General features: G+C 43.8%; 18 protein-coding genes. 10 read left to right on the top strand and 8 right to left on the bottom strand.

Going from position 1 to position 19509, the window contains the following annotated elements; all coding sequences use genetic code 11:
* Nucleotides 1–56: 56 nt before the first annotated feature.
* The 7 genes from MUCPA_RS23225 to MUCPA_RS23255 all read left to right on the top strand — a co-directional run bounded on the left by MUCPA_RS23225 (nucleotide 57) and on the right by MUCPA_RS23255 (nucleotide 8367).
* The gene (locus MUCPA_RS23225; protein ID WP_008509703.1) at nucleotides 57–557 is read left to right on the top strand and encodes an FKBP-type peptidyl-prolyl cis-trans isomerase; all 501 of its coding nucleotides are present in this window, start codon (nucleotides 57–59) and stop codon (nucleotides 555–557) included.
* A gap of 211 nt (nucleotides 558–768) precedes the next feature.
* On the top strand, nucleotides 769–3207 hold the full coding sequence (locus MUCPA_RS23230) for a hypothetical protein (protein WP_008509704.1): 2439 nt from the start codon (nucleotides 769–771) through the stop codon (nucleotides 3205–3207).
* Between the two features lie 245 nt (nucleotides 3208–3452).
* Nucleotides 3453–4760 (top strand): MFS transporter, encoded by a 1308-nt coding sequence (locus tag MUCPA_RS23235; protein ID WP_008509705.1) that lies wholly within the window; start codon nucleotides 3453–3455, stop codon nucleotides 4758–4760.
* 139 nt (nucleotides 4761–4899) lie between these two features.
* Nucleotides 4900–5817 (top strand): DUF72 domain-containing protein, encoded by a 918-nt coding sequence (locus MUCPA_RS23240; protein ID WP_008509706.1) that lies wholly within the window; start codon nucleotides 4900–4902, stop codon nucleotides 5815–5817.
* A gap of 143 nt (nucleotides 5818–5960) precedes the next feature.
* Nucleotides 5961–7433, top strand: coding sequence for a hypothetical protein (locus MUCPA_RS23245; protein WP_008509708.1), 1473 nt, complete (start codon nucleotides 5961–5963; stop codon nucleotides 7431–7433).
* A 65-nt stretch (nucleotides 7434–7498) separates the two neighbouring features.
* Nucleotides 7499–7894: a group III truncated hemoglobin gene (locus tag MUCPA_RS23250; protein WP_008509710.1), complete on the top strand. Its 396-nt coding sequence runs from the start codon at nucleotides 7499–7501 to the stop codon at nucleotides 7892–7894.
* 14 nt (nucleotides 7895–7908) lie between these two features.
* Nucleotides 7909–8367: a nuclear transport factor 2 family protein gene (locus MUCPA_RS23255; protein WP_040626314.1), complete on the top strand. Its 459-nt coding sequence runs from the start codon at nucleotides 7909–7911 to the stop codon at nucleotides 8365–8367.
* 541 nt (nucleotides 8368–8908) lie between these two features.
* Here the strand turns inward: MUCPA_RS23255 and MUCPA_RS38955 are convergent.
* The 7 genes from MUCPA_RS38955 to MUCPA_RS37875 all read right to left on the bottom strand — a co-directional run bounded on the left by MUCPA_RS38955 (nucleotide 8909) and on the right by MUCPA_RS37875 (nucleotide 14684).
* Nucleotides 8909–9160: a hypothetical protein gene (locus MUCPA_RS38955; protein ID WP_233276783.1), complete on the bottom strand. Its 252-nt coding sequence runs from the start codon at nucleotides 9158–9160 to the stop codon at nucleotides 8909–8911.
* Nucleotides 9153–9974 carry an IS110 family transposase gene (locus MUCPA_RS23265; RefSeq protein ID WP_050982148.1) on the bottom strand — a complete coding sequence of 274 codons (822 nt, stop codon included), beginning with the start codon at nucleotides 9972–9974 and terminating at the stop codon, nucleotides 9153–9155. Before MUCPA_RS23265 ends, MUCPA_RS38955 begins: the two co-directional genes overlap by 8 nt.
* 299 nt (nucleotides 9975–10273) lie before the next feature.
* The gene (locus MUCPA_RS23270; protein WP_008509715.1) at nucleotides 10274–10789 is read right to left on the bottom strand and encodes a DUF6886 family protein; all 516 of its coding nucleotides are present in this window, start codon (nucleotides 10787–10789) and stop codon (nucleotides 10274–10276) included.
* 11 nt (nucleotides 10790–10800) lie between these two features.
* On the bottom strand, nucleotides 10801–11490 hold the full coding sequence (locus MUCPA_RS23275; protein WP_008509717.1) for a DUF1345 domain-containing protein: 690 nt from the start codon (nucleotides 11488–11490) through the stop codon (nucleotides 10801–10803).
* Nucleotides 11491–11492: 2 nt separating this feature from the next.
* Nucleotides 11493–11693, bottom strand: a complete 201-nt coding sequence (locus tag MUCPA_RS23280) for a YwbE family protein (RefSeq protein WP_040626316.1) — start codon at nucleotides 11691–11693, stop codon at nucleotides 11493–11495.
* A 103-nt stretch (nucleotides 11694–11796) separates the two neighbouring features.
* The gene (gene argH, locus MUCPA_RS23285) at nucleotides 11797–13161 is read right to left on the bottom strand and encodes an argininosuccinate lyase (protein ID WP_008509719.1); all 1365 of its coding nucleotides are present in this window, start codon (nucleotides 13159–13161) and stop codon (nucleotides 11797–11799) included.
* A 390-nt stretch (nucleotides 13162–13551) separates the two neighbouring features.
* A protein-coding gene (locus tag MUCPA_RS37875; protein WP_233276784.1) for an IS630 family transposase occupies nucleotides 13552–14684 on the bottom strand; the annotation gives its coding sequence in 2 pieces (ribosomal slippage) (nucleotides 13552–14255 and nucleotides 14255–14684; 1134 coding nt in all).
* A 133-nt stretch (nucleotides 14685–14817) separates the two neighbouring features.
* Here MUCPA_RS37875 and MUCPA_RS23300 point away from each other — a divergent pair.
* A complete protein-coding gene (locus MUCPA_RS23300; protein ID WP_008509722.1) occupies nucleotides 14818–15810 on the top strand; it encodes an IS110 family transposase in 993 nt (330 codons plus the stop codon).
* A 157-nt stretch (nucleotides 15811–15967) separates the two neighbouring features.
* On the opposite strand, the gene MUCPA_RS23305 is transcribed toward MUCPA_RS23300, so the two are convergent.
* Nucleotides 15968–17032 (bottom strand): M20 family metallo-hydrolase, encoded by a 1065-nt coding sequence (locus tag MUCPA_RS23305; protein WP_008509724.1) that lies wholly within the window; start codon nucleotides 17030–17032, stop codon nucleotides 15968–15970.
* 236 nt (nucleotides 17033–17268) lie between these two features.
* Here MUCPA_RS23305 and MUCPA_RS23310 point away from each other — a divergent pair, with 236 nt between their 5' ends.
* Together MUCPA_RS23310 and MUCPA_RS23315 are read left to right on the top strand one after the other, a co-directional pair.
* Nucleotides 17269–18555, top strand: a complete 1287-nt coding sequence (locus MUCPA_RS23310) for a TolC family protein (protein WP_008509726.1) — start codon at nucleotides 17269–17271, stop codon at nucleotides 18553–18555.
* Between the two features lies 1 nt (nucleotide 18556).
* The gene (locus MUCPA_RS23315) at nucleotides 18557–19507 is read left to right on the top strand and encodes an efflux RND transporter periplasmic adaptor subunit (RefSeq protein WP_008509728.1); all 951 of its coding nucleotides are present in this window, start codon (nucleotides 18557–18559) and stop codon (nucleotides 19505–19507) included.
* Nucleotides 19508–19509: the final 2 nt, after the last annotated feature.

Here is a 19509-nt window from a genome sequence, read left to right on the forward strand (position 1 = left end):
CGGGGTAGCCGTAAGTATAACGTCAGGTTAATTGTATAACAAATAGAATCAAAATAATGAAGATTGAACCCCAAAGCGTAGTATCGCTAACTTATGACCTGTATGTTAACCAGGAAGATGGTACAGAAGGTTTAGTGGAAAGTGCCACACAAGAGCAGCCATTAACTTTTTTATATGGCGTGGGCCAGATGCTACCTAAATTTGAGGAGCATTTAAGCACACTTTCAACAGGTGACGATTATGAGTTTCGCCTGAGCGCCGAAGACGCTTACGGCCAATATGATGAGGAGGCAGTAGCTAACTTACCTAAAGAAATGTTTAACGGAAATGATCTGCCCGAAATTGGCAGCACATTACCTTTGCAAGACAACGAAGGTCATCATTTTCAGGGTCAGGTAGTATCAATTGCCGAGGATTCGGTAATTGTTGACTTGAACCACCCTATGGCTGGCCAGGCTCTGCACTTTAAAGGTAATATTTTAAATGTGCGCCCTGCTACTCCAGAGGAGCTTTCTCATGGCCATGCACATGGTCCGGATGGTCATCACCATCACTAAAAAATAAACAAATATCCTTCTGCGGCAGGATAGTTAAACGCCATTGCCCTCATCAAGTAGTTGTACTAATGTAGGGTAATGGCGTTTTTGTTTTGCATTTTTTTAAAATCCTGGTAGGCAGGACAGTTCAGGACGGTTAGCATTAAACCTTTTTACAACTTTAGGTCTAATAACCAGATCAATAAAACCTTTATTATTTCCTGCCTGAATCATGAGAAAACGTTTACCCATTTTTTTTGCCGTATTTGCTTTTTTTTGCCTGGGGCAACAAGCATCAGCGCAAACCAAGCCTTTACAGCCAGCGGCCAAAGCACCTTACCAATTATTTTTCGAAAAAGTTTATGTACATACCGATCGTGAATATTACGCATCGGGCGACGACTTGTGGTTTAAAGCTTACCTGGTAAACGCCACCAGTAATCATCCAACCTATACCAGTAATAATTTGTATATCGATCTGATCTCGCCCGACTCAAAAGTATACGCGCGCGAGATCATCAGGATGGATAATGGCATGGGTGTTGGCGATTTTAAGCTGACGGACTCCATACCCGGCGGAACCTACCATTTAAGGGCCTATACCAATTGGATGCGCAATTTTGGCGATAACTTTGTGTTTGATAAAAAGATAACCATCAACAACGTACTCGGGGTAAAAATTATAGCCACAGCCAATCAAAAAGGCAAGGGTGGAAAAACTAAATTTGTGGCTCCGCCTCCGGTTCAGAATGTCGATCATGTGAGCTTTTTCCCCGAAGGTGGCTCCATGATACAGGGTGTGCAAAGTATAGTGGGCTTTAAGGCCGAAGATGCTTTAGGCAATGGTGTTAAGGTACAGGGGAGTATCGTTTCTTCGCAGGGCGATACCATCAGCAGGTTTGTTAGTACCGATGCAGGTTTGGGCAGCTTCGCCATGTTGCCATCATCAGCCACGCAATACAAAGTTGTAGGTACTTATAAAAACGGTCGCCCGTTTAACGTTAGCTTGCCGGCCGCACTGGCAGAGGGTTATTCCATACATACCAAAAATATCGACTCTAATAGTGTACAGATAATTGTGAGCACCAACCAGGCCACGCTCGATAAGCATAAAGGCAAGGAGTTAACCATAGCGGCTAAACATACCAACAAAATATATTTTTCGGGCAAATTTACCCTGAATGATCTGCAAACCGCCATTAATGTGCCTAAGGCGCAAGCACCCGCTGGCGTAAGCAGTATGATGCTGTACGACGAAGCCTTGCACCCCAATTGCGAGCGTTTAATTTATGTTGCCGGTAAGGATAATGTGAACATCACAGCCCTGGCTGATAAGGCAACTTTTGCTCCTAAAGAAAAAACAACGGTGACTATCAACATAACCGATAATAAAAAACAGCCGGTTAAGGCAAACCTTTCTATGGCGGCGGTTGATGAAAGCGTTGTGCCTGCCGACGAAACAAACATTGTATCTTACCTGATGCTGCAATCGGAAGTTCGCGGAAAAATAGATAATGCCGCCCAGTATTTTGATCCGGCGAATGTTAATCGTTTTAAGCAAATTGACTTGCTACTGTTAACCCAGGGCTGGCGCGATTTTGTTTGGAAACGATTGGCCGATACTGCCTTGAATATCAGTTATCTGCCCGAGTCTGGCTTTACCGTATCCGGCAGGTTACGCTCAATTTTGATCAACAAACCTTTACCGAATATGAATATTACGCTTTTTGCACCCGGTGCTAAAGGCAACAAATTATTTGGCGCCCGTACCGATGCCGGGGGGAAGTATTATTTGGATGGGATACAGCTATACGGAAACCAAACATTAAAACTATCGGCCAGTGATGATAAAGGCAAAAAAACAGGATGGATCTTTTTAGATACTATTGCCAGTAATCCAATGGTGGTTCCTCAACGGCCCATGATTAGTCAGGATCCCTCAGCCGATTTAGAGGCCTTTAATGCGGCAAGTTCTGCACGTATGCTTGAGTCGAGAAAACATAAATTGGCCGACGGGATACAGCTGAACGAGGTTACCATTCGTGATGCACCTAAAACAATTATACTGCGCGATCAAACCGTGCAGAGCTTTGGCTACCCGGAGTATTATTTTGACATTACAGCCAAAGATAATACTTACAAGGATCTGGAAGATTTTATAGTACATAAAGTACCTGGCGCGCAAACTAATCCGGATACTTCAAGCGGTGTAATATTCTATTTTCAAGGGAAAAAAATATTCCCCAGGTTTATTGTAGATAAGGTTGAAGATGTGTTTGAACGCATTGATTATTACACCCTCACGATGGACCAGGTAAACTCGGTACGGGTGAACCATATGATTACGATGGGCGGTGGCGACGTGCTCTTAATTTATCTTTCGCTCAAGCCATCAGCATTTGAAAAAAAGCAATTTAACTTACTTAACAGTGATGTAACGGGATATTACGATGCCAGGGTATTTTATGCGCCCAACTACGACTCTTCATCCGATAGAACCGACAAGCGTATCACCCTGCACTGGGAGCCTAATATCACTACCGATGCCAATGGGCAGGCAACCGTTAGTTTTTACAATGCCGACCCCAAATCCAAAATACGTGTGGTAGTACAAGGGGTAACAGAAAATGGCGTACCCGTAGCCACTACAACGGGCTATGTAATAAAATAGGTTTTTAAGTTATCAGGTAAGCCGGTATAACAGGCTGGGGTTCAAGTGTACGAGTGTGTCAGTTGCTATTGATATGTCCAAATGGTTTCTCCCCTGGCGGATATGGCGGAAGTTGTAACTGCCAGGGGAGATGTGTATCAGCGGCAATGATTTGCCAGGGGGTAAAGTAAAGCCGCTTGCCAGCCAAACGAAATAGAATACAGGCTGTTTAATCTGAAAATAAAGTTTATTTTCGGGTAACCAATATGACGCAAAAACCAGCACTTTCAGAGCAGCCCGAGGCTATCGGCCATCGTTTAAAATCTATTTTTGGCGGCTCCATAGGCAATTTGGTCGAATGGTACGACTGGTATGTTTATTCGGCATTCTCGCTGTACTTTGCAGGTTCGTTTTTTCCGAAGGGGAGCGAGACGGCTCAGTTATTGAACACCGCAGGCATATTTGCCATAGGCTTTTTAATGCGGCCCATAGGCGGCTGGGTGATGGGCGTGTATGCCGACCGTAAGGGCCGAAAGGCCGCCCTCACTTTATCGGTATTGTTAATGAGCGCCGGTTCGTTGTTGATAGCCATCGTACCCGGATATCAGCGCATCGGCATTGCGGCACCTGTTATTTTAGTACTGGCCCGCATTATACAGGGCCTTAGCGTAGGCGGCGAGTACGGTACCAGCGCTACCTACCTCAGCGAAATGGCCACTAAAAAGCATCGCGGCTTTTATTCCAGCTTTCAGTATGTTACATTAATTATGGGCCAATTGCTGGCTTTAGGCGTGCTGGTATTATTACAGCGTTACTTTTTATCGCAACAACAGCTCCATAGCTGGGGCTGGCGCATTCCATTTGGTATAGGGGCCGTGCTGGCAGTATCTGCTATGTATTTGCGGCGCAATTTGCTCGAAACCGAATCCTTCAATAAAGTAAACCAAGGTAACCCCAACCGCGGAACGATGAAGGCCCTGATGGAACACCCTAAGGCGGTAATGATGGTGATTGGCTTAACCATGGGCGGTACAGTAGCGTTTTATACTTTTAGCACTTATATGCAAAAGTTCCTGGTCAATACGTCTGGCTTCAGCAAAAATGATGCAACGCTTATTTCAACCCTAACCTTGCTGGTGTTTATGCTGGTGCAGCCCTTATTTGGTCTGCTATCTGATAAAATAGGTCGCAAGCCCTTATTGATCACTTTCGGAATATTAGGATCAGTGGCAACCATCCCCATCATGACAGCCTTAAGCAAAACTCATCAGCTATGGCCCGCGTTCGGACTGATTATGTTGGCGTTGCTCATCACCAGTTTATATACTTCCATTAACGCCGTGGTTAAGGCCGAGCTTTTCCCGGTAAATGTGCGGGCCCTGGGTGTAGGTTTTCCGTATGCTATAGCGGTATCCGTATTTGGCGGCAGCGCCGAGTACCTGGCTCTGCTTTTTAAGGACGAAGGCCATGCCGACTGGTTCTACTGGTATGTTACCGCCTGTATTGGCATATCATTGATCGTATACGCCAGTATGAACGATACCAAAAAGTACTCGAGGATGGAAGAAGATTAAAAAGAAGCAAGAGATAAGAAGCAGGAAATAAGGGGCAAGAGATAGTAGTCGAGAAATAAGAGTCAAGAGGTAGGATGGCGGCCGGTGAAACCAGCAACGCTTCCACCGGTTACAACAAAAAAGAATATACCTAACGAATATGGAATTTGGACGAGTAAGCCTGGAAGAACTGGCTAAAATAGATTTTAATTTACCTCCTGACCCTGAGCTAACCATCCGGACGCTGAAGGCTGCACCGCATCAAAAACAACTGCAAGTACATGTGGGCTGCGCCAAATGGGGCCGTAAAGAATGGGTGGGAAAGATATATCCCGAAAAAACCAAGGATGCCAATTTTTTAGATGAATACGTAAAGCACTTCGACTGCATTGAGCTAAACGCCACCTTTTACCAGGTTTACGGCGCATCAACCATCGAAAAATGGAAGCAAAAAGCTATGCAAAATCCGGGCTTCAGGTTTTGCCCTAAATTTTCGCAGAGCATCAGCCACATCAAACGTTTAAAAAACGCGGAAGAGGTTACCACCTCTTTTTACGAAGGTATTATGGCCTTCGGCGATTTGCTTGGTCCGCTGTTTTTGCAATTAAGTGATAATTATACGCCCAAAAGCCTGCCCGAACTGAAGATGTACCTGCAGCACCTTCCTAAAGATGTACCCGTATTTGTAGAATTGCGGCATAAAGACTGGTACGCGGTGCCCGACATCCGCAATGAAGTTTTTGAAATGTTCAGTGAGCTCAACATAGGCGCGGTAATTACCGATGCCTCCGGCAGGCGCGATTGCGTACACATGGAATTGCCCACGCCCCATGCCTTTATCCGCTTTGTTGGCAACAGCCTCGACCCTACAGACTATACCCGTGTAGACGAATGGGTGCAGCGCATTAAACAATGGCAGCAGGATGGGCTGCAATCCGTATGGTTTTTTATGCACCAGCACGATGAGCGTTATTCGCCAGAGTTGTGTGATTATGTAGTTGACCAACTGAATAAGGCCTTAGGTTTGGATTTGATGCGGCCGAAGTTTATTAATAAAGATAAGGGGTTGTTTGATTGAAGGTTGTTTAATATGTAAAATTATTTACTGGGTGTTAATATTGTTGGGGTATCTGATGTTTTGGGATTGTTTTTTGGGATTGTTTGGCATTTATCGCATTTGTTTTATAATATTATAGAAATATCATAAAACAAATCCAACTTATGTCAAAAAAAACACTCATTTATCTGTTGTTATTTATTCCAGTTTTATCTTTTGCCCAGACTGAGGTAGCCTCATTAAAAGAATTTGCCAGTGATGTAAAGCAGCTTACCACTACCTTAAGGCTAAGTGATAAAGTATATGTAACAGAGGTAAATACCGATAACCAGCATTTTGATTTGACAGCTATTGATGATAAAATGAATATTCTGTGGAAAACTACTTTAGATGGTTACTCACTAACGCTCGGTAATTTTAAAGGGAAAATAATAGCAGTTGCATCTACCGATTTTGGTTCTATTAAGAGCAAAAACAATACCTACAAAGGTTATCTGATTGATCCGGCTACGGGGAAAGTTACCCTGTCGAAGATTATTTATGATAACCAGCAGGAATACCAGGAAAGCCCATATTTTTTTCATGCTGAAGACGGATCCATCTTTAAACTTGCTGTAAGGCAAACTAATTTAAAGCGTAAGTTGCACGTGGGATTTGCCGGTTTTAGTTCAGTTGATGCAGATGCCAGTGAAACCAAAGATATAGTTGTTATGGATTTTGACGAACAGTTACAAGCCGTTAATACTTTCCATCCGGCTATTAGCGACGATGTATTTATAACAATGGCCTGTAATTATTCGGGTACCCTGTTCATCGCCTGGTACCGTAAGGATGGGAATGTTAACGTGTTGAGTTATCCGCAGGGAAAAACGCAGCCCGCTGCGCAGATCAATCAAAGCATAGAAATACATAACGGCGATTCAAAGAAAACGGCCGCGAAGTATTTTGAGTTTTACCCTTCTGTTGAAAATCAGAATGTACTTTATTATAGTATACTTTATAAAAACCTGGATAATGATCCCGAACTAACGGTTAGCAAGCTTGATTTTACTAAAAATACAAAAAATGCGGTTACCGAAGTATTCAATAAAAAACATATCAAAGAAATAGAAAAAGCTTATGAGCCAATAAATAAAAAATTGGACAAACCCGAGAGTATTTCCGGCAAGTTGCTTGTTGTTAGATCTATCAAAGAGGAAAATGATCGTTTGCTGGTATTTATGTCTTCAAGAGTGGTGACGGCGTCTGCTACGTTTTCGTACGGTGTGTGGACAACTGAAGGTTCAATGTTAATCAACGGGTACGATTTAAATTTAAATGCAAAATATCACCAGATATTCCCATCACATTACACTAATACCGGGCTGTTTTTGTCAACCGGTTACCATAAGGAGAAAAATACACTGCACGTAATTTCTAATTTTGAAACATCGGCGTCGCTTTATGGCAGCATGGATTTAACAACAGGACAATGGCAAAGTATGAGCCTGATACCTAAAAAGAAGTTAAGCAGTTATGATTATATTCAATCAAGCGATGTTTTGTGGTATCCCAACGGCTTTATCATTCCATATCTTAAGCTCAGAGGCTTAATGAGAACAAGTCGTGATATTGCATTGCAGCAAATTGCTTATTAATATGGAACTTTAAAAAGTTGGGCTTTCATAACATAGCCCAGCTTTTTGTCGTATAACACAAACCAATGAAGCGCCTGATCACCAATAAAGCCGATATCCAATTTTTAGTAGATCAATTTTACATCAAGGTAAAAGCTGATGATGTGATAGGCCCTATTTTTAACGACGCGAAAAACTTTTCTTGGGATACGCATATCCCGGTAATGGTTAGCTTTTGGGAGACTATGCTGCTTGATCAGGTAACTTACAAGGGTAACCCCATGTTAACGCATATCGAATTGAATAAACGCGTACCTTTAAACGCGGAACATTTTGAGCGGTGGATGAAACTGTTTTTTGAAACGATTGATGAGCATTTTGAAGGCGATGCGGTGGTTGAAGCCAAAAAAAGAGCGACTGCCATGGAAGGGTTGATGCAGTTGAAGATAGCGCAAAGTTTAAATAAAGGATTTATACAATAGGCTTAATTTACGTGATGATGGATAATAAGCAGTTGATCGAAAAGTTTTACCGGTCGTTCGCGGCCGCGGATGCCGAAGGAATGGTAAGTTGCTATGCCGATAACATTGAATTTAAAGATCCGGCATTCGGACTGTTAAAAGGCAAGGATGTCAAAAATATGTGGCGTATGCTGCTTAAAAACCCCAACATCAAGGTTACAGTAAGCGATATTAAAGCTGATGATCAAACCGGAAGTGCCAACTGGGTAGCCGTTTATACCTTTAGCCGTACCGGCCGGGAGGTAACTAACCGCGTTTCTGCAAAATTTGAGTTTCAGGATGGTAAAATAATCAAGCATACCGATTTTTTTAACCTTTGGAAATGGGCTGGCCAAGCCATGGGCGTAATGGGTTACTTGTTGGGTTGGACGCCTTTGATGCAAAACAAAATCCGGAAACAGGCGCTGACTTTACTGGGGAAATACGACAGCTAATGCGCATGACTATTATTTTTAGATAAAGCACCCTTCACAAACTATGTCATCCCGAGGTACGAGGGACCTCCTATGATGAAATATGCAAGGTAAACGAGGCAAAAGGGCTTAAAAAGGGGTTATAACACGTATTGCTTAAATGTTTTAAATATTTTTGGTCAAAGCATGGCCCTGTTTGTTTAACTTTCCAGTGCAAATCAAAAGAGGAAACAGGCGCTGCTGAGGAGCAACCTGCCAGCAATATGATTTGCTGAACCACGGATAAAGGCCTCTGTCAAAGGAGGCTTTTTATTTATCCTGTTCACTGAATGGCTAAAAAAACCTTCACGAATTTTTATTTTAATGCGTTGATAAATGACCAGCTAACCTCCTATAAGCAGACACTTTGCAGGCTGCAGGATCGCGTTCAAATTATTTGGATAAAAGGGCAACCGTAACCTTTTGTATAGCAGACACCTTTCGGGCCGCAGATCCCTCGCTTCGGTTTGCCCATTTCATAAAAAAACCAAACCGGCTTTATCAGGCATTCGTCCTTTTGGACTTATTTGACAACCGAAGTTACGTAAGGTTTTTGATTCTTCATAACGAAACGTATCCGGTTGAGCATTTTTTTAGCTATCCTGATGATGGCCTTATTCTTTTTCATTCTTTTGCAAAGGTTATTGAAAGCCAGCGTCATGGCCGGGTCGAGCCTGACAGCTATCCAAGAGGCCTCGATAAGCTTCTCCCGTAATTGGTGATGGGCTCTTTTAGTGAGCCCCAATATGATTTTTTGATCGCCGGAACTATGCATATCCGGCACCAGCCCCCACATATCCACACAAGGCATCCAGGGAATCAAAGCGTTCAATGTCGCCGATCTCTGTGACAAATAATAAGGCGGTAATCTCGCCTATACCGGGGATGGTCCGGATCAGTTTTATAATTTGTTGATAACGTGGCTGCCTGGATAGGGCTCTGACTTCCCTGGTGGCTGTGAGTACCATGATACGGGTCTGCTGGTATCCCTGTAGCAGAATATCCAGGTTGATCCGTGCTGATGAAGGCAAGCAAAGGGCCTTGAGCAGGCAGATATAATGATTCGACCAGTATTTATCGGTGTCTACCGTCACCGACTGGTCCTGGAAGTTAAGCCATCCTTTTATTCGGTTCTTATAGCGTGTCTGATCTTTGATCATTTGCTGGTAAACACGGATAATACCGCGGTCATCCTGTTGCTCGATGCCAGGCACGAAGATACCTTTCAGGGCTCCTTCACTTAATGTTTTACTGAGTTTCCGGCAATCGACCGTATCTGATTTGCGCTGCTTTTCCTTGTCTGTCAGCGGGACATCGGCAGGATTTACGACGATGCAGGACATCCCCAGCTCACTAAACTGTCGCTGATAGCCAAAGCCGCAAAAACCGGCTTCGTAAACGAGCCTGTAATCGGCCGAAGGATAGTTCTGTTGTAGATGCCCGCTTAAGGCCTTAGGTGAAGGTTCCTGGGAAAACGTCTTTAGCTCCATATGGGTGCTGCGAAGGCTGACCTTCCAGGACTTCTTGTGTACATCTATGCCAACAAAAATAGTTTGTCCGCTAAAATCTAATTGTGTACCTTGTTTCATGAGTTCTTGGTTTAAAGTGTTTGTTAATGGTTCACTATTAAGCTACAACCTTTTTTTCAAGAACTCTTTTACATCATCTATCGAACCATTTCATACATACGACCTTTTGCGCGCGATAAGCCTGCTTCAAGACTTGCACGGTTGCTGTCCTGAAGTAAAAGATTTCTCCTCGTACCTCGTCGAAATGACATTTTTTTTCCAGGTCGATCCTCTACAACTATATCATCGACATTGGAGGCACCTTCTGCCAGGGATAGATCGACAGCAGATCAACTGGCTTCCCATCCGGCTTGCTTCCTTCACTTACCCGCATTCCGCATCCTGATCAACGAAAAATTGAGCTCAGATTTGGCAACTGCTTCGGCCAGGGGCTTAATATCGGGCATAAACCTCAATTCAATATCCAGGCTTAATAAGCGCTGCAATAAATTATCAATAACGGTTACTTCTATTGGCTTAACTTCGGCATAACTCACATAGTAGCCTGCCGTTTTATCCAGCAATGTAAAGTTATTTACAGGCAGTTCATAACAATACAAGGTGGTTTGCAGGATGCGTTCAAACCAGGCCGACTCTACCGCCACAACAAATTGGGCTGTGCTGAACTTTAAAAGGGGATCGGTTTGCTGCTCATCATCAGCGTAAAAAGTTACCCGGGGGCAATCCCTCGGCAGCAGGTAGTTGTGCAGGTGGAAGTGATCGATAGCAAACACCACATCGCCCGTGAGATGTTTAAAGTGAGAAGGAGAGGGCCGGGGAAGAAACGTTTGGATACCAGCTTCTTCGCTTACGTGGAATAGCCTCAAATCTTCCATCGGTATAAAAATTATGCTATTCCCGAAACCACGTTGATGCTTAAAGCCACAATGGCCGTGTTAAACGCAAAGGAAATGAGGCCATGCACAAGTACTAACCTGCGTATGGAGCGCGACGATACCTCCACATCAGATACCTGGAATGTCATCCCGATCACAAAAGCGAAATATACAAAGTCCAGGTAATCAGGAGTCTTTTCGTCCGGGAACTGTAAGCCGCCTATTACTTCATTTTGGTCATCATCCGGGTCGGGAGTGCTGGTATAATACAAATGCGCGTAGCTCATGGTAAATACGGTATGCAGCATCCACCAGGAGATAACTACAGAGCCTATGGCCAGCATAATATGATGGTTAACGCTACCATGCTGTTCCCCCTTGCTTGATTTCAGCAGGAACAGTACCGAAAACAAGCTCACGCAAGAAGCTGCGATAACAAATCCGAGGATGCTGAACCTGCTGGAATCCTTCATCCGGGCTATTTTACGCATCTCGCGCGGATTAGAAGAAAGAATAATCAGCCAGTCCATCAAAATGATAACCGAGGCACAGGTTAACCACGACAGGATGATTAATGCCGGAACCGAAACGTGGCCCTGGATCACAAAAAACACAATCGCTGTAACTCCTAAAGCAATCAGCAAACGGTACTGCGTATCGAAACGGATCAGCGAATCTATTTTGGGTTCTTTTTGTGTCATGATTAATCTTCCTCAATAATTTCGGCAACGCGGCCTACCTGCCCGTCTTCCAACCGTACTTTGATACCCCGAGAGTGGTATGCTGCGCTGGTTAACAGGTTAGCTACCACGCCACGCGTTCTTTTACCGCTACGCTGATCTTTTTTTAAAATGATATCCACCAGTAAACCGGGGTATATGTCTGCTCTGTTCTGTCCGTTCATTGTGCATCCGTTAGTTAAGCCCCCTCTAAATCTCCCCCGGTAGGGGAGACTTTTAAAACCCTCCCTACCGCGGAGGGTTTGGGTTAGGCTCCGCATTATTTTTTTAAGCCCTCCCTACCGGGGAGGGTTTGGGTGGGGCTACCAATTCCTCCACCGCTTTACTCACCTTCTCAAACGGAAACTGGGCAACCAGCTTCTGCATAGCATCGCTGATCTGGGCGTTGCCCAAATTGCCGATACTGCCTTCGTGCGTATGGTGTATGTTTCTGTCGGGCTTAAACTCTCCTTGTTCAATAGCCAGGCCAACATGTTTGTAAGCATCCCTGAAAGGCATTCCGCCCAATACCAACCGGTTCACCTCTTCAACACTAAAAAGATAAGCGTATTTGGCATCATCTAATATATTGTTTTTTACCTCTATATGTTCCAGCATAAAGGTGGCCATGTGCAGGCAGTTTTTTATATCGGCAAAAGCCGGGAAAATAAGTTCCTTTAACAATTGCAGTTCACGGTGATAGCCGGATGGTAGGTTGGTGGTCATCATGGCTACATCGCCGGGCAGGGCCTGCAGTCGGTTGCAACGCCCGCGCATAATTTCCCAAACATCGGGGTTTTTTTTGTGCGGCATAATGCTTGATCCCGTGGTGAGGTTTTCCGGATAGCTTACAAAAGCAAAATTCTGACTGAGGTATAAACATTGGTCCATAGCCATTTTAGCCAGCGTTGCCGCTATACTGGATAGCGCCTGGGCTATAACCCTTTCGGTTTTGCCACGCCCCATTTGCGCGTAAACAACATTATAGTTTAAATCCTCAAAACCCAAAAGCTGGGTAGTTAAGGTTCTGTTTAGCGGGAACGACGAGCCATAACCCGCTGCCGAGCCTAAAGGGTTTTTATTAGTGATATGATAAGCGGCCAATACCATTTCCAGATCGTCGATCAGGCTTTCGGCATAAGCGCCAAACCATAAGCCAAACGAAGATGGCATAGCGATCTGCAAGTGTGTATAACCGGGGAGCAATACATCCTTATGTTTTTCGCTTAAGCTGATCAGTAAATTGAATAAGGTTTGTACCGATTCTACCACTTCCTGCAATTCATGGCGGAAGTAAAGTTTCAGATCAACCAGCACCTGGTCGTTACGGGAGCGGCCGCTGTGTATTTTTTTGCCGGCTTCGCCGATACGGCGGGTAAGCAGCAGTTCTACCTGCGAGTGAATATCTTCAACCTCAGCCTCAATTTTAAAATTGCCGCCCTGTATATCGGCATAAATTTTTTTCAATTCCTGTTGTATCACGTCCAGGTCGGCCTTTTCAAGCAGCCCAACGCTTTCCAGCATCTGGGTATGTGCCAGCGAGCCCAGCACATCAAAAGCGGCCATCTGCTCGTCAAATTCACGGTCGCGGCCAACGGTAAAGTTCTCTACTAATTGATTAACGTTGGTGGTTTTTTGCCATAACTTGCTCATAGGTGCAAAGATGTAATAAATTATTTATTTGAGGGAAATGTTATAAACGTGTATGGGTAATTAATGATGGGGGTATTACCCGCTGGTTATTGCAAAGATTTTACTCTTATCGTCATTGCTTCGTCGGAATGACGATAAGAGAAAGGGAACTTACCCAGTTGCCAGAAACCTAAAAACCGGCGTCATTGCCTTTGGTCTTAAGAAAGCTTAATATCAATTAATTGTTATTGTTTGAAACGGGGGGGTGCAGGGGGGGGTAGGAAACTAAAAACAATGTGGAAAACGTTATAATAAAGGCAGGGTGAACTACTGTCATTGGTAGGTTTACAGACCTATTCCTCGTATCAGTCCCTGCCTTTATAAATTGCCTAAGGCCCAACTAGTGTTATGTTAATCGTGTAATGACGGATAAAGTCTTTTCAGTTTTATTCGCGCATCTTTATTTTCGAACTGCCAGTTAATTTTGCTGTTCTTATTATTTCTGTTGTGTTGCCATGCCGCTACCTCTTCATTGATCTTCAGCATTGTTGAAATATGCCTGTTTAGGCATTGCCCATTCAATACATGCAATTCTATCTCGGCCATATTGAGCCAGCTTCCATGCTTGGGCGTATAAACAAACTCAAACCTATCCCATAGCCTTTTGGCTTCGGCTGGTTCAAATGTCTCGTAAAATGCAGAGGCCGAATGGGTTTTAAAATTGTCCATTACTAAAGTTATTTTTTTCGCTGTCGGGTACCATTCATCTGCTATTCTTTTTACGAATAAAGCCCAGTCCTTTTTGGTTTTAAACGCCGTAATTTCTACAAAGCGCTTGCCCCTCAAAGGCTCGTTGGCCATAAATATATTGACTACCCCATGCCTTATGTACTCGTAATCTACTCTTGCCTCCTGGCCAGGCTTCATGGCTTGAGAGGGCTGCCCTTCTTCTATCAATTGTTTTGGCGACTCATCCATACATACAACCGGAAATTCCTCATCATAAGGTTTTTTGTATACATCCAATACGCGTTCCATATTGGCTACAAATTCGCTGCTTTTTTCCGGTGGTATTACCCAGCCCTTTACTTTCCAAGGCTTAAGTTCGTTTTTTTAAGCACACTTCTTACTGTTACATGCGAAATACTTTCTACATATTCCAACTCTACCATTTTATCGGCGAGTAGCCTTAATGACCATTTAGCAAACCCCTCAGGCGGCTCGCTGCAACACAAGGCAACCAGCTTCGCTTCTACATCGCCATCTGATTTTGTTTCATAAACACGGCTGGTGGGGCGACGATCTAAAACACCTTCAAAACCCTCTTCAATAAACTTTTTCTTCACCCGGTCTATCGTTCGCATCCCTACTTTCAGGACTTTGCTGATCTGTTCATTTGTTATTTTCTCCGCATATTCCCCTTCATCACAATTCAATAGTATATAGGCTGTCCGGAATGTTTGAGAACTATGGGAGCCCTTGTTGATTATCGAGTATAACTCTCCAACCTCCTCTTTTGTAAGTTTTATCGTATAACGTACCATCTGTAATTTGTTTTACAAATATACGCTTTTATACGTCATATTATATTTAACTTAACACTAGAATGCTTTCATTGACCAAACAAAGGTAACTGGCAAAAGGCAATTTTATTTAACCTGTTAAATAAAAAAACGCATGGAAACTTACAATGTTGTATTAGGTGTTGATGTATCCAAGAAGACACTCGACATCAGCTGTGCAGAACGTCTGCTGCACATTAAGATCGACTATCAAGGTAAAGGGTTTGCCCAGTTTACGTCCTGGTGCAAAACAAACGGGATTGATTTAAGCAAGACCCTGGTCATTATGGAAAGTACCGGGGGCTATGAACATCGGTTCAGGCAATTTTGTGAATCAGTGGGTTTAGCTTATAAAGTAGTTTCAGGGCTGGAGATCAAAAACGCTGTTGGAATCAAAAGAGGGAAGAATGACAAGGATGATTCTTTTCGTATCGGTCAATATGGCGAGGATAGGATTAAAAGAATAAAGCCATCTAATCCATTGAACTACATATATTTAAAGGTAAAGCATTTGCTTGCATTCCGAAAGAGGTTAATCAGGGAGGCTGCCGGATACCAGGCATCTGTTGGCGAGCGCAAGCATATGTATGATCCTGACAAACAGGATGTGATCATTGATATTTCAACAAAAAAGATGTCCGGCAATGAAGCATATATCAAGCAGGTAGAAACAGAGCTGATCGCCTTGCTCAAGGCAGACGGATCAATTTGGTTTAACTACCAGATCCTGCTTAGCATTAAGGGGATCGGTCGGGTGAATGCGTGGATGACGATTGCTTATACAGAGAACTTTACGCTCTTCTCAGATCCGAGGAAATATGGCGTTTACGCGGGAGTCATTCCTTTTGGTAACCGATCAGGGACAAGTCTTAAAGGAAAGGACAGGGTAAGTCATATTGCCAATAAGGAAATCAAATCAGAATTGAATCAAGCTGCTAAAACAGCAATTCAATGGGACAAGGAGATCAAAGAATATGCAGAACGAAAACTTAAAAATAAGAATTATGTACTGGTACTAAACAACGTCAAGTTCAAGTTAATTCTGCGTATGTTCTCCCTGGTTAAAAGAGGTGAAATGTATGTGGAAAACTATAAAAGATCAGCTTAAAAAAACTATTTTTTAATAAATTTGGAATTGTCTGAAACCTAGAATACGAGGAGGAACGACGAAGCAATCTCTATGCTATACAGGGCGGACTTGCAGGACCGCTCTGCCTAAGTAGAGATTGCTTCGTGCCTCGCAATGACGCGTTTTTATCATATATCTAAACAATCCCTTCAATCATCTTCACATACAACTCAATCCCTTCTTTAATCTCATCCACATAAATAAACTCATCCGCCGTATGCGACCGGGCCGAATCGCCGGGGCCAACTTTTACTGACGGGATATCCAACAGGGATTGATCTGAAGTAGTAGGGGAGCCGTAGGTGGTTCTGCCCAGGGCGATGCCCGATTGTACGATAGGATGGTTCCTGTCTATTGAGGATGGTTTCAGGCGGATGGAGCGCGCTTTTACTTCGCAATCTACCTGTTGCTGAATCATCTCGAGCACTTCTTCATTACGGTAAGCATCGGTAACCCGGACATCTACCGTAAAGGTGCAACTGGCCGGAACCACGTTATGCTGCGACCCGGCGTTGATAATAGTAACCGACATCTTAATGGGGCCAAACAACTCCGACTCTTTAGGGAACCTGTAGGTGCGGAACCATTCAATATCTTTCATGGCTTTATAAATAGCATTGTCGCCTTCCTCGCGGGCGGCGTGCCCGGCGCGGCCATGGGCGGTACAGTCTAAAACCATCAGGCCACGTTCGGCAATAGCCAGTTGCATTTGGGTAGGCTCGCCCACAATGCCAAAATCAAGTTGGCCCAGTTCGGGGATAATCAGTTCCAGTCCGTTGCTGCCTGATATTTCTTCCTCGGCGGTGGTAGCCAGGCACAGGTTATATTTTAAATTTTGGCGGTTGTAAAAGTAAAGGAAGGTTGAAATAAGCGATACCAGGCTACCCCCGGCATCGTTGCTGCCCAGCCCGTATAGTTTACCGTCTTCTATTTTAGCTTCATAAGGGTCGCGGGTATAGCCCGAATTGGGTTTAACTGTATCGTGATGTGAGTTAAGCAATATGGTTGGTTTATCAGCATCAAAATATTGATTGTAAGCCCAGATATTGTTGAGCTTACGATGGGTTTCAACACCGCGGGCGGTTAAAAAACCATTGATAATATCAGCGGTTTGATTTTCTTCGCGACTGAAAGAGGGGGTGGATATCAATTGCTGAAGCAGTTGAACGGCTTCGTTAAACAAGGTGTCTGTGTTGGTCATATTTTATATTCTCCGGTAAAACCGGTTGATGATTTGGACGCAAAATTAGGGATTTGACAATGATTATTTGATGGGGTTTAGTTTTAGATATAATTAATCATCTTTTACGGTGTAATTGCCTGGCTTCCCATTTTTCTACAGATTTTAATAGTAGTTTTGATACTGTTTGTATGGCGTAACAGGTACTGCGCAATGCGATGAACATGGGAATTTTACCATGCCCTTTGAAATTAGCAATGAGATTAACTTTTACTTTAACGTTGTTTATCAGTATTTTAAATTTTTCAGCACCTGCTTATGGTCAGCAGCTTGACCTCGAATATTTTGTTGCCAGCGGATTGAAAAACGATCCCGGTTTAAAGCAAAACGTTAATCAGCAGCAAATTTACAGTCTGCAATCGCAGCTGATTAACGCGCAAAATAAATCGCCCCAGGTAAATTTTACATCCGATTATTTGTTTTCACCCTTTTTTGGCAGTGATGGTAAGGTGATTAGTATTACGCCCAACCCATCGGCCAATGCCTTTGGTTATGATGCTGCGCTTACTAATGGCGGTACTTATGCCACCCAGTTAAATGTAAGCATCCCGCTACTTAATAAAAAAACAGTGAGCGCTTTGCAAGATCAGAATAATAACCTGGCCGCTATTAACACCAACACCAAGGCGCAGTTGGAGCACGATCTGCGTAAAAACATAACCGACCTTTATATCCTGGTTTACCAGGCCCAGCAGCAAGAAGAGTACCTGCAAATGGTAGTTAGCCAAATTAAAGAACGTAAGGCCACAGTAGAAGCCCTGGTAAAACGCGGCTTACTGCAACAAAGCGACTACCTGCTGCTTGAGATTGAGCAAAACGGCCGTGAAACTGATTTAAGCATGGCCCGGATAGCCGAGGTAAATGCCTACGGAGCCTTAAAAAATGCTGCCGTAGTTAGCGATACCGCGATTATTACACTCAAAGAACCGCTTATTAATTTACAACCTAACCCGGATACTTACTATTTCAGGGAGAAATTTAAGCTCGATAGCCTCAACCTGGCCATCCAGCAAAATGTGTTTAATACCAAATACACGCCTACGCTAACCTTCTCTGGCAACGGCGGTATGCTGGCATCTGATGTGAATAATATTCCGCATAATGTGGGCCTGCAGGCTGCATTGCATTTAAACATTCCGATATATGATGGGCGGCAACGGAAAATTAACGAGAGCCAAAGTAAAATTGCGCAGCAGGGCATTGTTTACGCGCGGGATAATTTTACCATTCAACAAAAAAATTACCTGCAGAATATCCAAAAGCAAATCAGCCTGTTTAACCAGAACATGGTTTTAATTAACCAGTTAATAGCCAAACAGGATTTATTGCTGAAGCTGGATAAAGAGAAATTACAAAGCGGGCAGCTTTCTATTATAGAATATATCAAATCCATTCAGGATTATGTGGCGGCTAAACAAAATTTAACGGCTGCAAAGGTTCAAGTACTGCTGCTGGCCAATCAATACAATTATTATAACTGGTAACATGTATAAAAAATTACACCTTATTTTGGGTTTAGGGGCTTTTTTGTTCTTGCAGGCGGCTTGTAGCAGTGCGCCACCGGCAGATGATGCCGCTGTACAAAGTACGCCAATAGTTACTGTTGCTAAACCTGTTACCCACAGCTTTAGAAACAGCGTTACTTTTAACGCCACCACGCAGTATCAACAAAAATCGGTAATCAGGGCGGGTTTAACCGGGTACCTGCATCACCGTGGATGGAAAACCGGCGATCGCGTTAAAGCTGGCGAGGTATTCTGTACCATTACCAGCAAAGAGCAGGAAGCGCTTAAAAATATCGACCAAACCGGCATCCTCGAGAAATTTCGCGCGCCTATTAAAGTGATTGCAGGCTCATCGGGCATCATTACTGCCGTAAACTTTCAAAATGGGGACTATGTGAGCGAAGGCGATGTGGTAGCCAACCTGGTGCAAACCTCATCCCTGGTGTTATTGGTTAGTGTGCCGGTAGAATATTTAAACCGGGTAAAAGCAGGGTCCACTTGTGTGATCTTGATGCCCGATGGCAAACAGGTTAATTCACGCCTGCAAAGTGGCTTGCCCACCGCCGATCCTGCTGTGCAAACCCAATCGTTTATTGTTAACCTGGGCGCCAATAATTTGCCGGAAGGGGCTAACCTGAAAGTTATGGTTCCGTTATCAAGCGCGGAGCAGGGTATGGCCGTACCGGTTGATGCTGTACAAACCGACGAAACGCAGGAACATTTTTGGGTGTTTAAATTAGGCAAGGATAACCGGGCCTATAAGGTTGAAGTTAAGGCGGGTAAAATTTCGCCCGACTCGCTGCAAGAAATTCAGAGCAGCCAGCTCGGCGTAAACGATCAGGTTATTGTTAGCGGCGCTTACGGCCTTACCGATTCGAGCAAGGTGGCCCCCCAGCCCCCTAAAGGGGGAGTTTCTTCTTCTACTCCCTAAAG

The sequence above is a fragment of the Mucilaginibacter paludis DSM 18603 genome, assembly GCF_000166195.2.
GTDB classification, from domain to species: Bacteria; Bacteroidota; Bacteroidia; order Sphingobacteriales; family Sphingobacteriaceae; genus Mucilaginibacter; species Mucilaginibacter paludis.

Excerpts from the sequence above, each read along its gene's own strand:
- MUCPA_RS23250 (WP_008509710.1), top strand. The coding sequence starts at position 7,499 with ATGAAGCGCCTGATCACCAATAAAGCCGATATCCAATTTTTAGTAGAT.
- MUCPA_RS23265 (WP_050982148.1), bottom strand. The coding sequence starts at position 9,974 with ATGAAACAAGGTACACAATTAGATTTTAGCGGACAAACTATTTTTGTT.
- MUCPA_RS23240 (WP_008509706.1), top strand. The coding sequence starts at position 4,900 with ATGGAATTTGGACGAGTAAGCCTGGAAGAACTGGCTAAAATAGATTTT.
- MUCPA_RS23235 (WP_008509705.1), top strand. The coding sequence starts at position 3,453 with ATGACGCAAAAACCAGCACTTTCAGAGCAGCCCGAGGCTATCGGCCAT.
- argH (WP_008509719.1), bottom strand. The coding sequence starts at position 13,161 with ATGAGCAAGTTATGGCAAAAAACCACCAACGTTAATCAATTAGTAGAG.
- MUCPA_RS23245 (WP_008509708.1), top strand. The coding sequence starts at position 5,961 with ATGTCAAAAAAAACACTCATTTATCTGTTGTTATTTATTCCAGTTTTA.
- MUCPA_RS23280 (WP_040626316.1), bottom strand. The coding sequence starts at position 11,693 with ATGAACGGACAGAACAGAGCAGACATATACCCCGGTTTACTGGTGGAT.
- MUCPA_RS23275 (WP_008509717.1), bottom strand. The coding sequence starts at position 11,490 with ATGACACAAAAAGAACCCAAAATAGATTCGCTGATCCGTTTCGATACG.
- MUCPA_RS23305 (WP_008509724.1), bottom strand. The coding sequence starts at position 17,032 with ATGACCAACACAGACACCTTGTTTAACGAAGCCGTTCAACTGCTTCAG.
- MUCPA_RS23270 (WP_008509715.1), bottom strand. The coding sequence starts at position 10,789 with ATGGAAGATTTGAGGCTATTCCACGTAAGCGAAGAAGCTGGTATCCAA.
- MUCPA_RS38955 (WP_233276783.1), bottom strand. The coding sequence starts at position 9,160 with ATGCATAGTTCCGGCGATCAAAAAATCATATTGGGGCTCACTAAAAGA.
- MUCPA_RS23230 (WP_008509704.1), top strand. The coding sequence starts at position 769 with ATGAGAAAACGTTTACCCATTTTTTTTGCCGTATTTGCTTTTTTTTGC.
- MUCPA_RS23300 (WP_008509722.1), top strand. The coding sequence starts at position 14,818 with ATGGAAACTTACAATGTTGTATTAGGTGTTGATGTATCCAAGAAGACA.
- MUCPA_RS23310 (WP_008509726.1), top strand. The coding sequence starts at position 17,269 with ATGAGATTAACTTTTACTTTAACGTTGTTTATCAGTATTTTAAATTTT.
- MUCPA_RS23225 (WP_008509703.1), top strand. The coding sequence starts at position 57 with ATGAAGATTGAACCCCAAAGCGTAGTATCGCTAACTTATGACCTGTAT.
- MUCPA_RS23315 (WP_008509728.1), top strand. The coding sequence starts at position 18,557 with ATGTATAAAAAATTACACCTTATTTTGGGTTTAGGGGCTTTTTTGTTC.
- MUCPA_RS23255 (WP_040626314.1), top strand. The coding sequence starts at position 7,909 with ATGATGGATAATAAGCAGTTGATCGAAAAGTTTTACCGGTCGTTCGCG.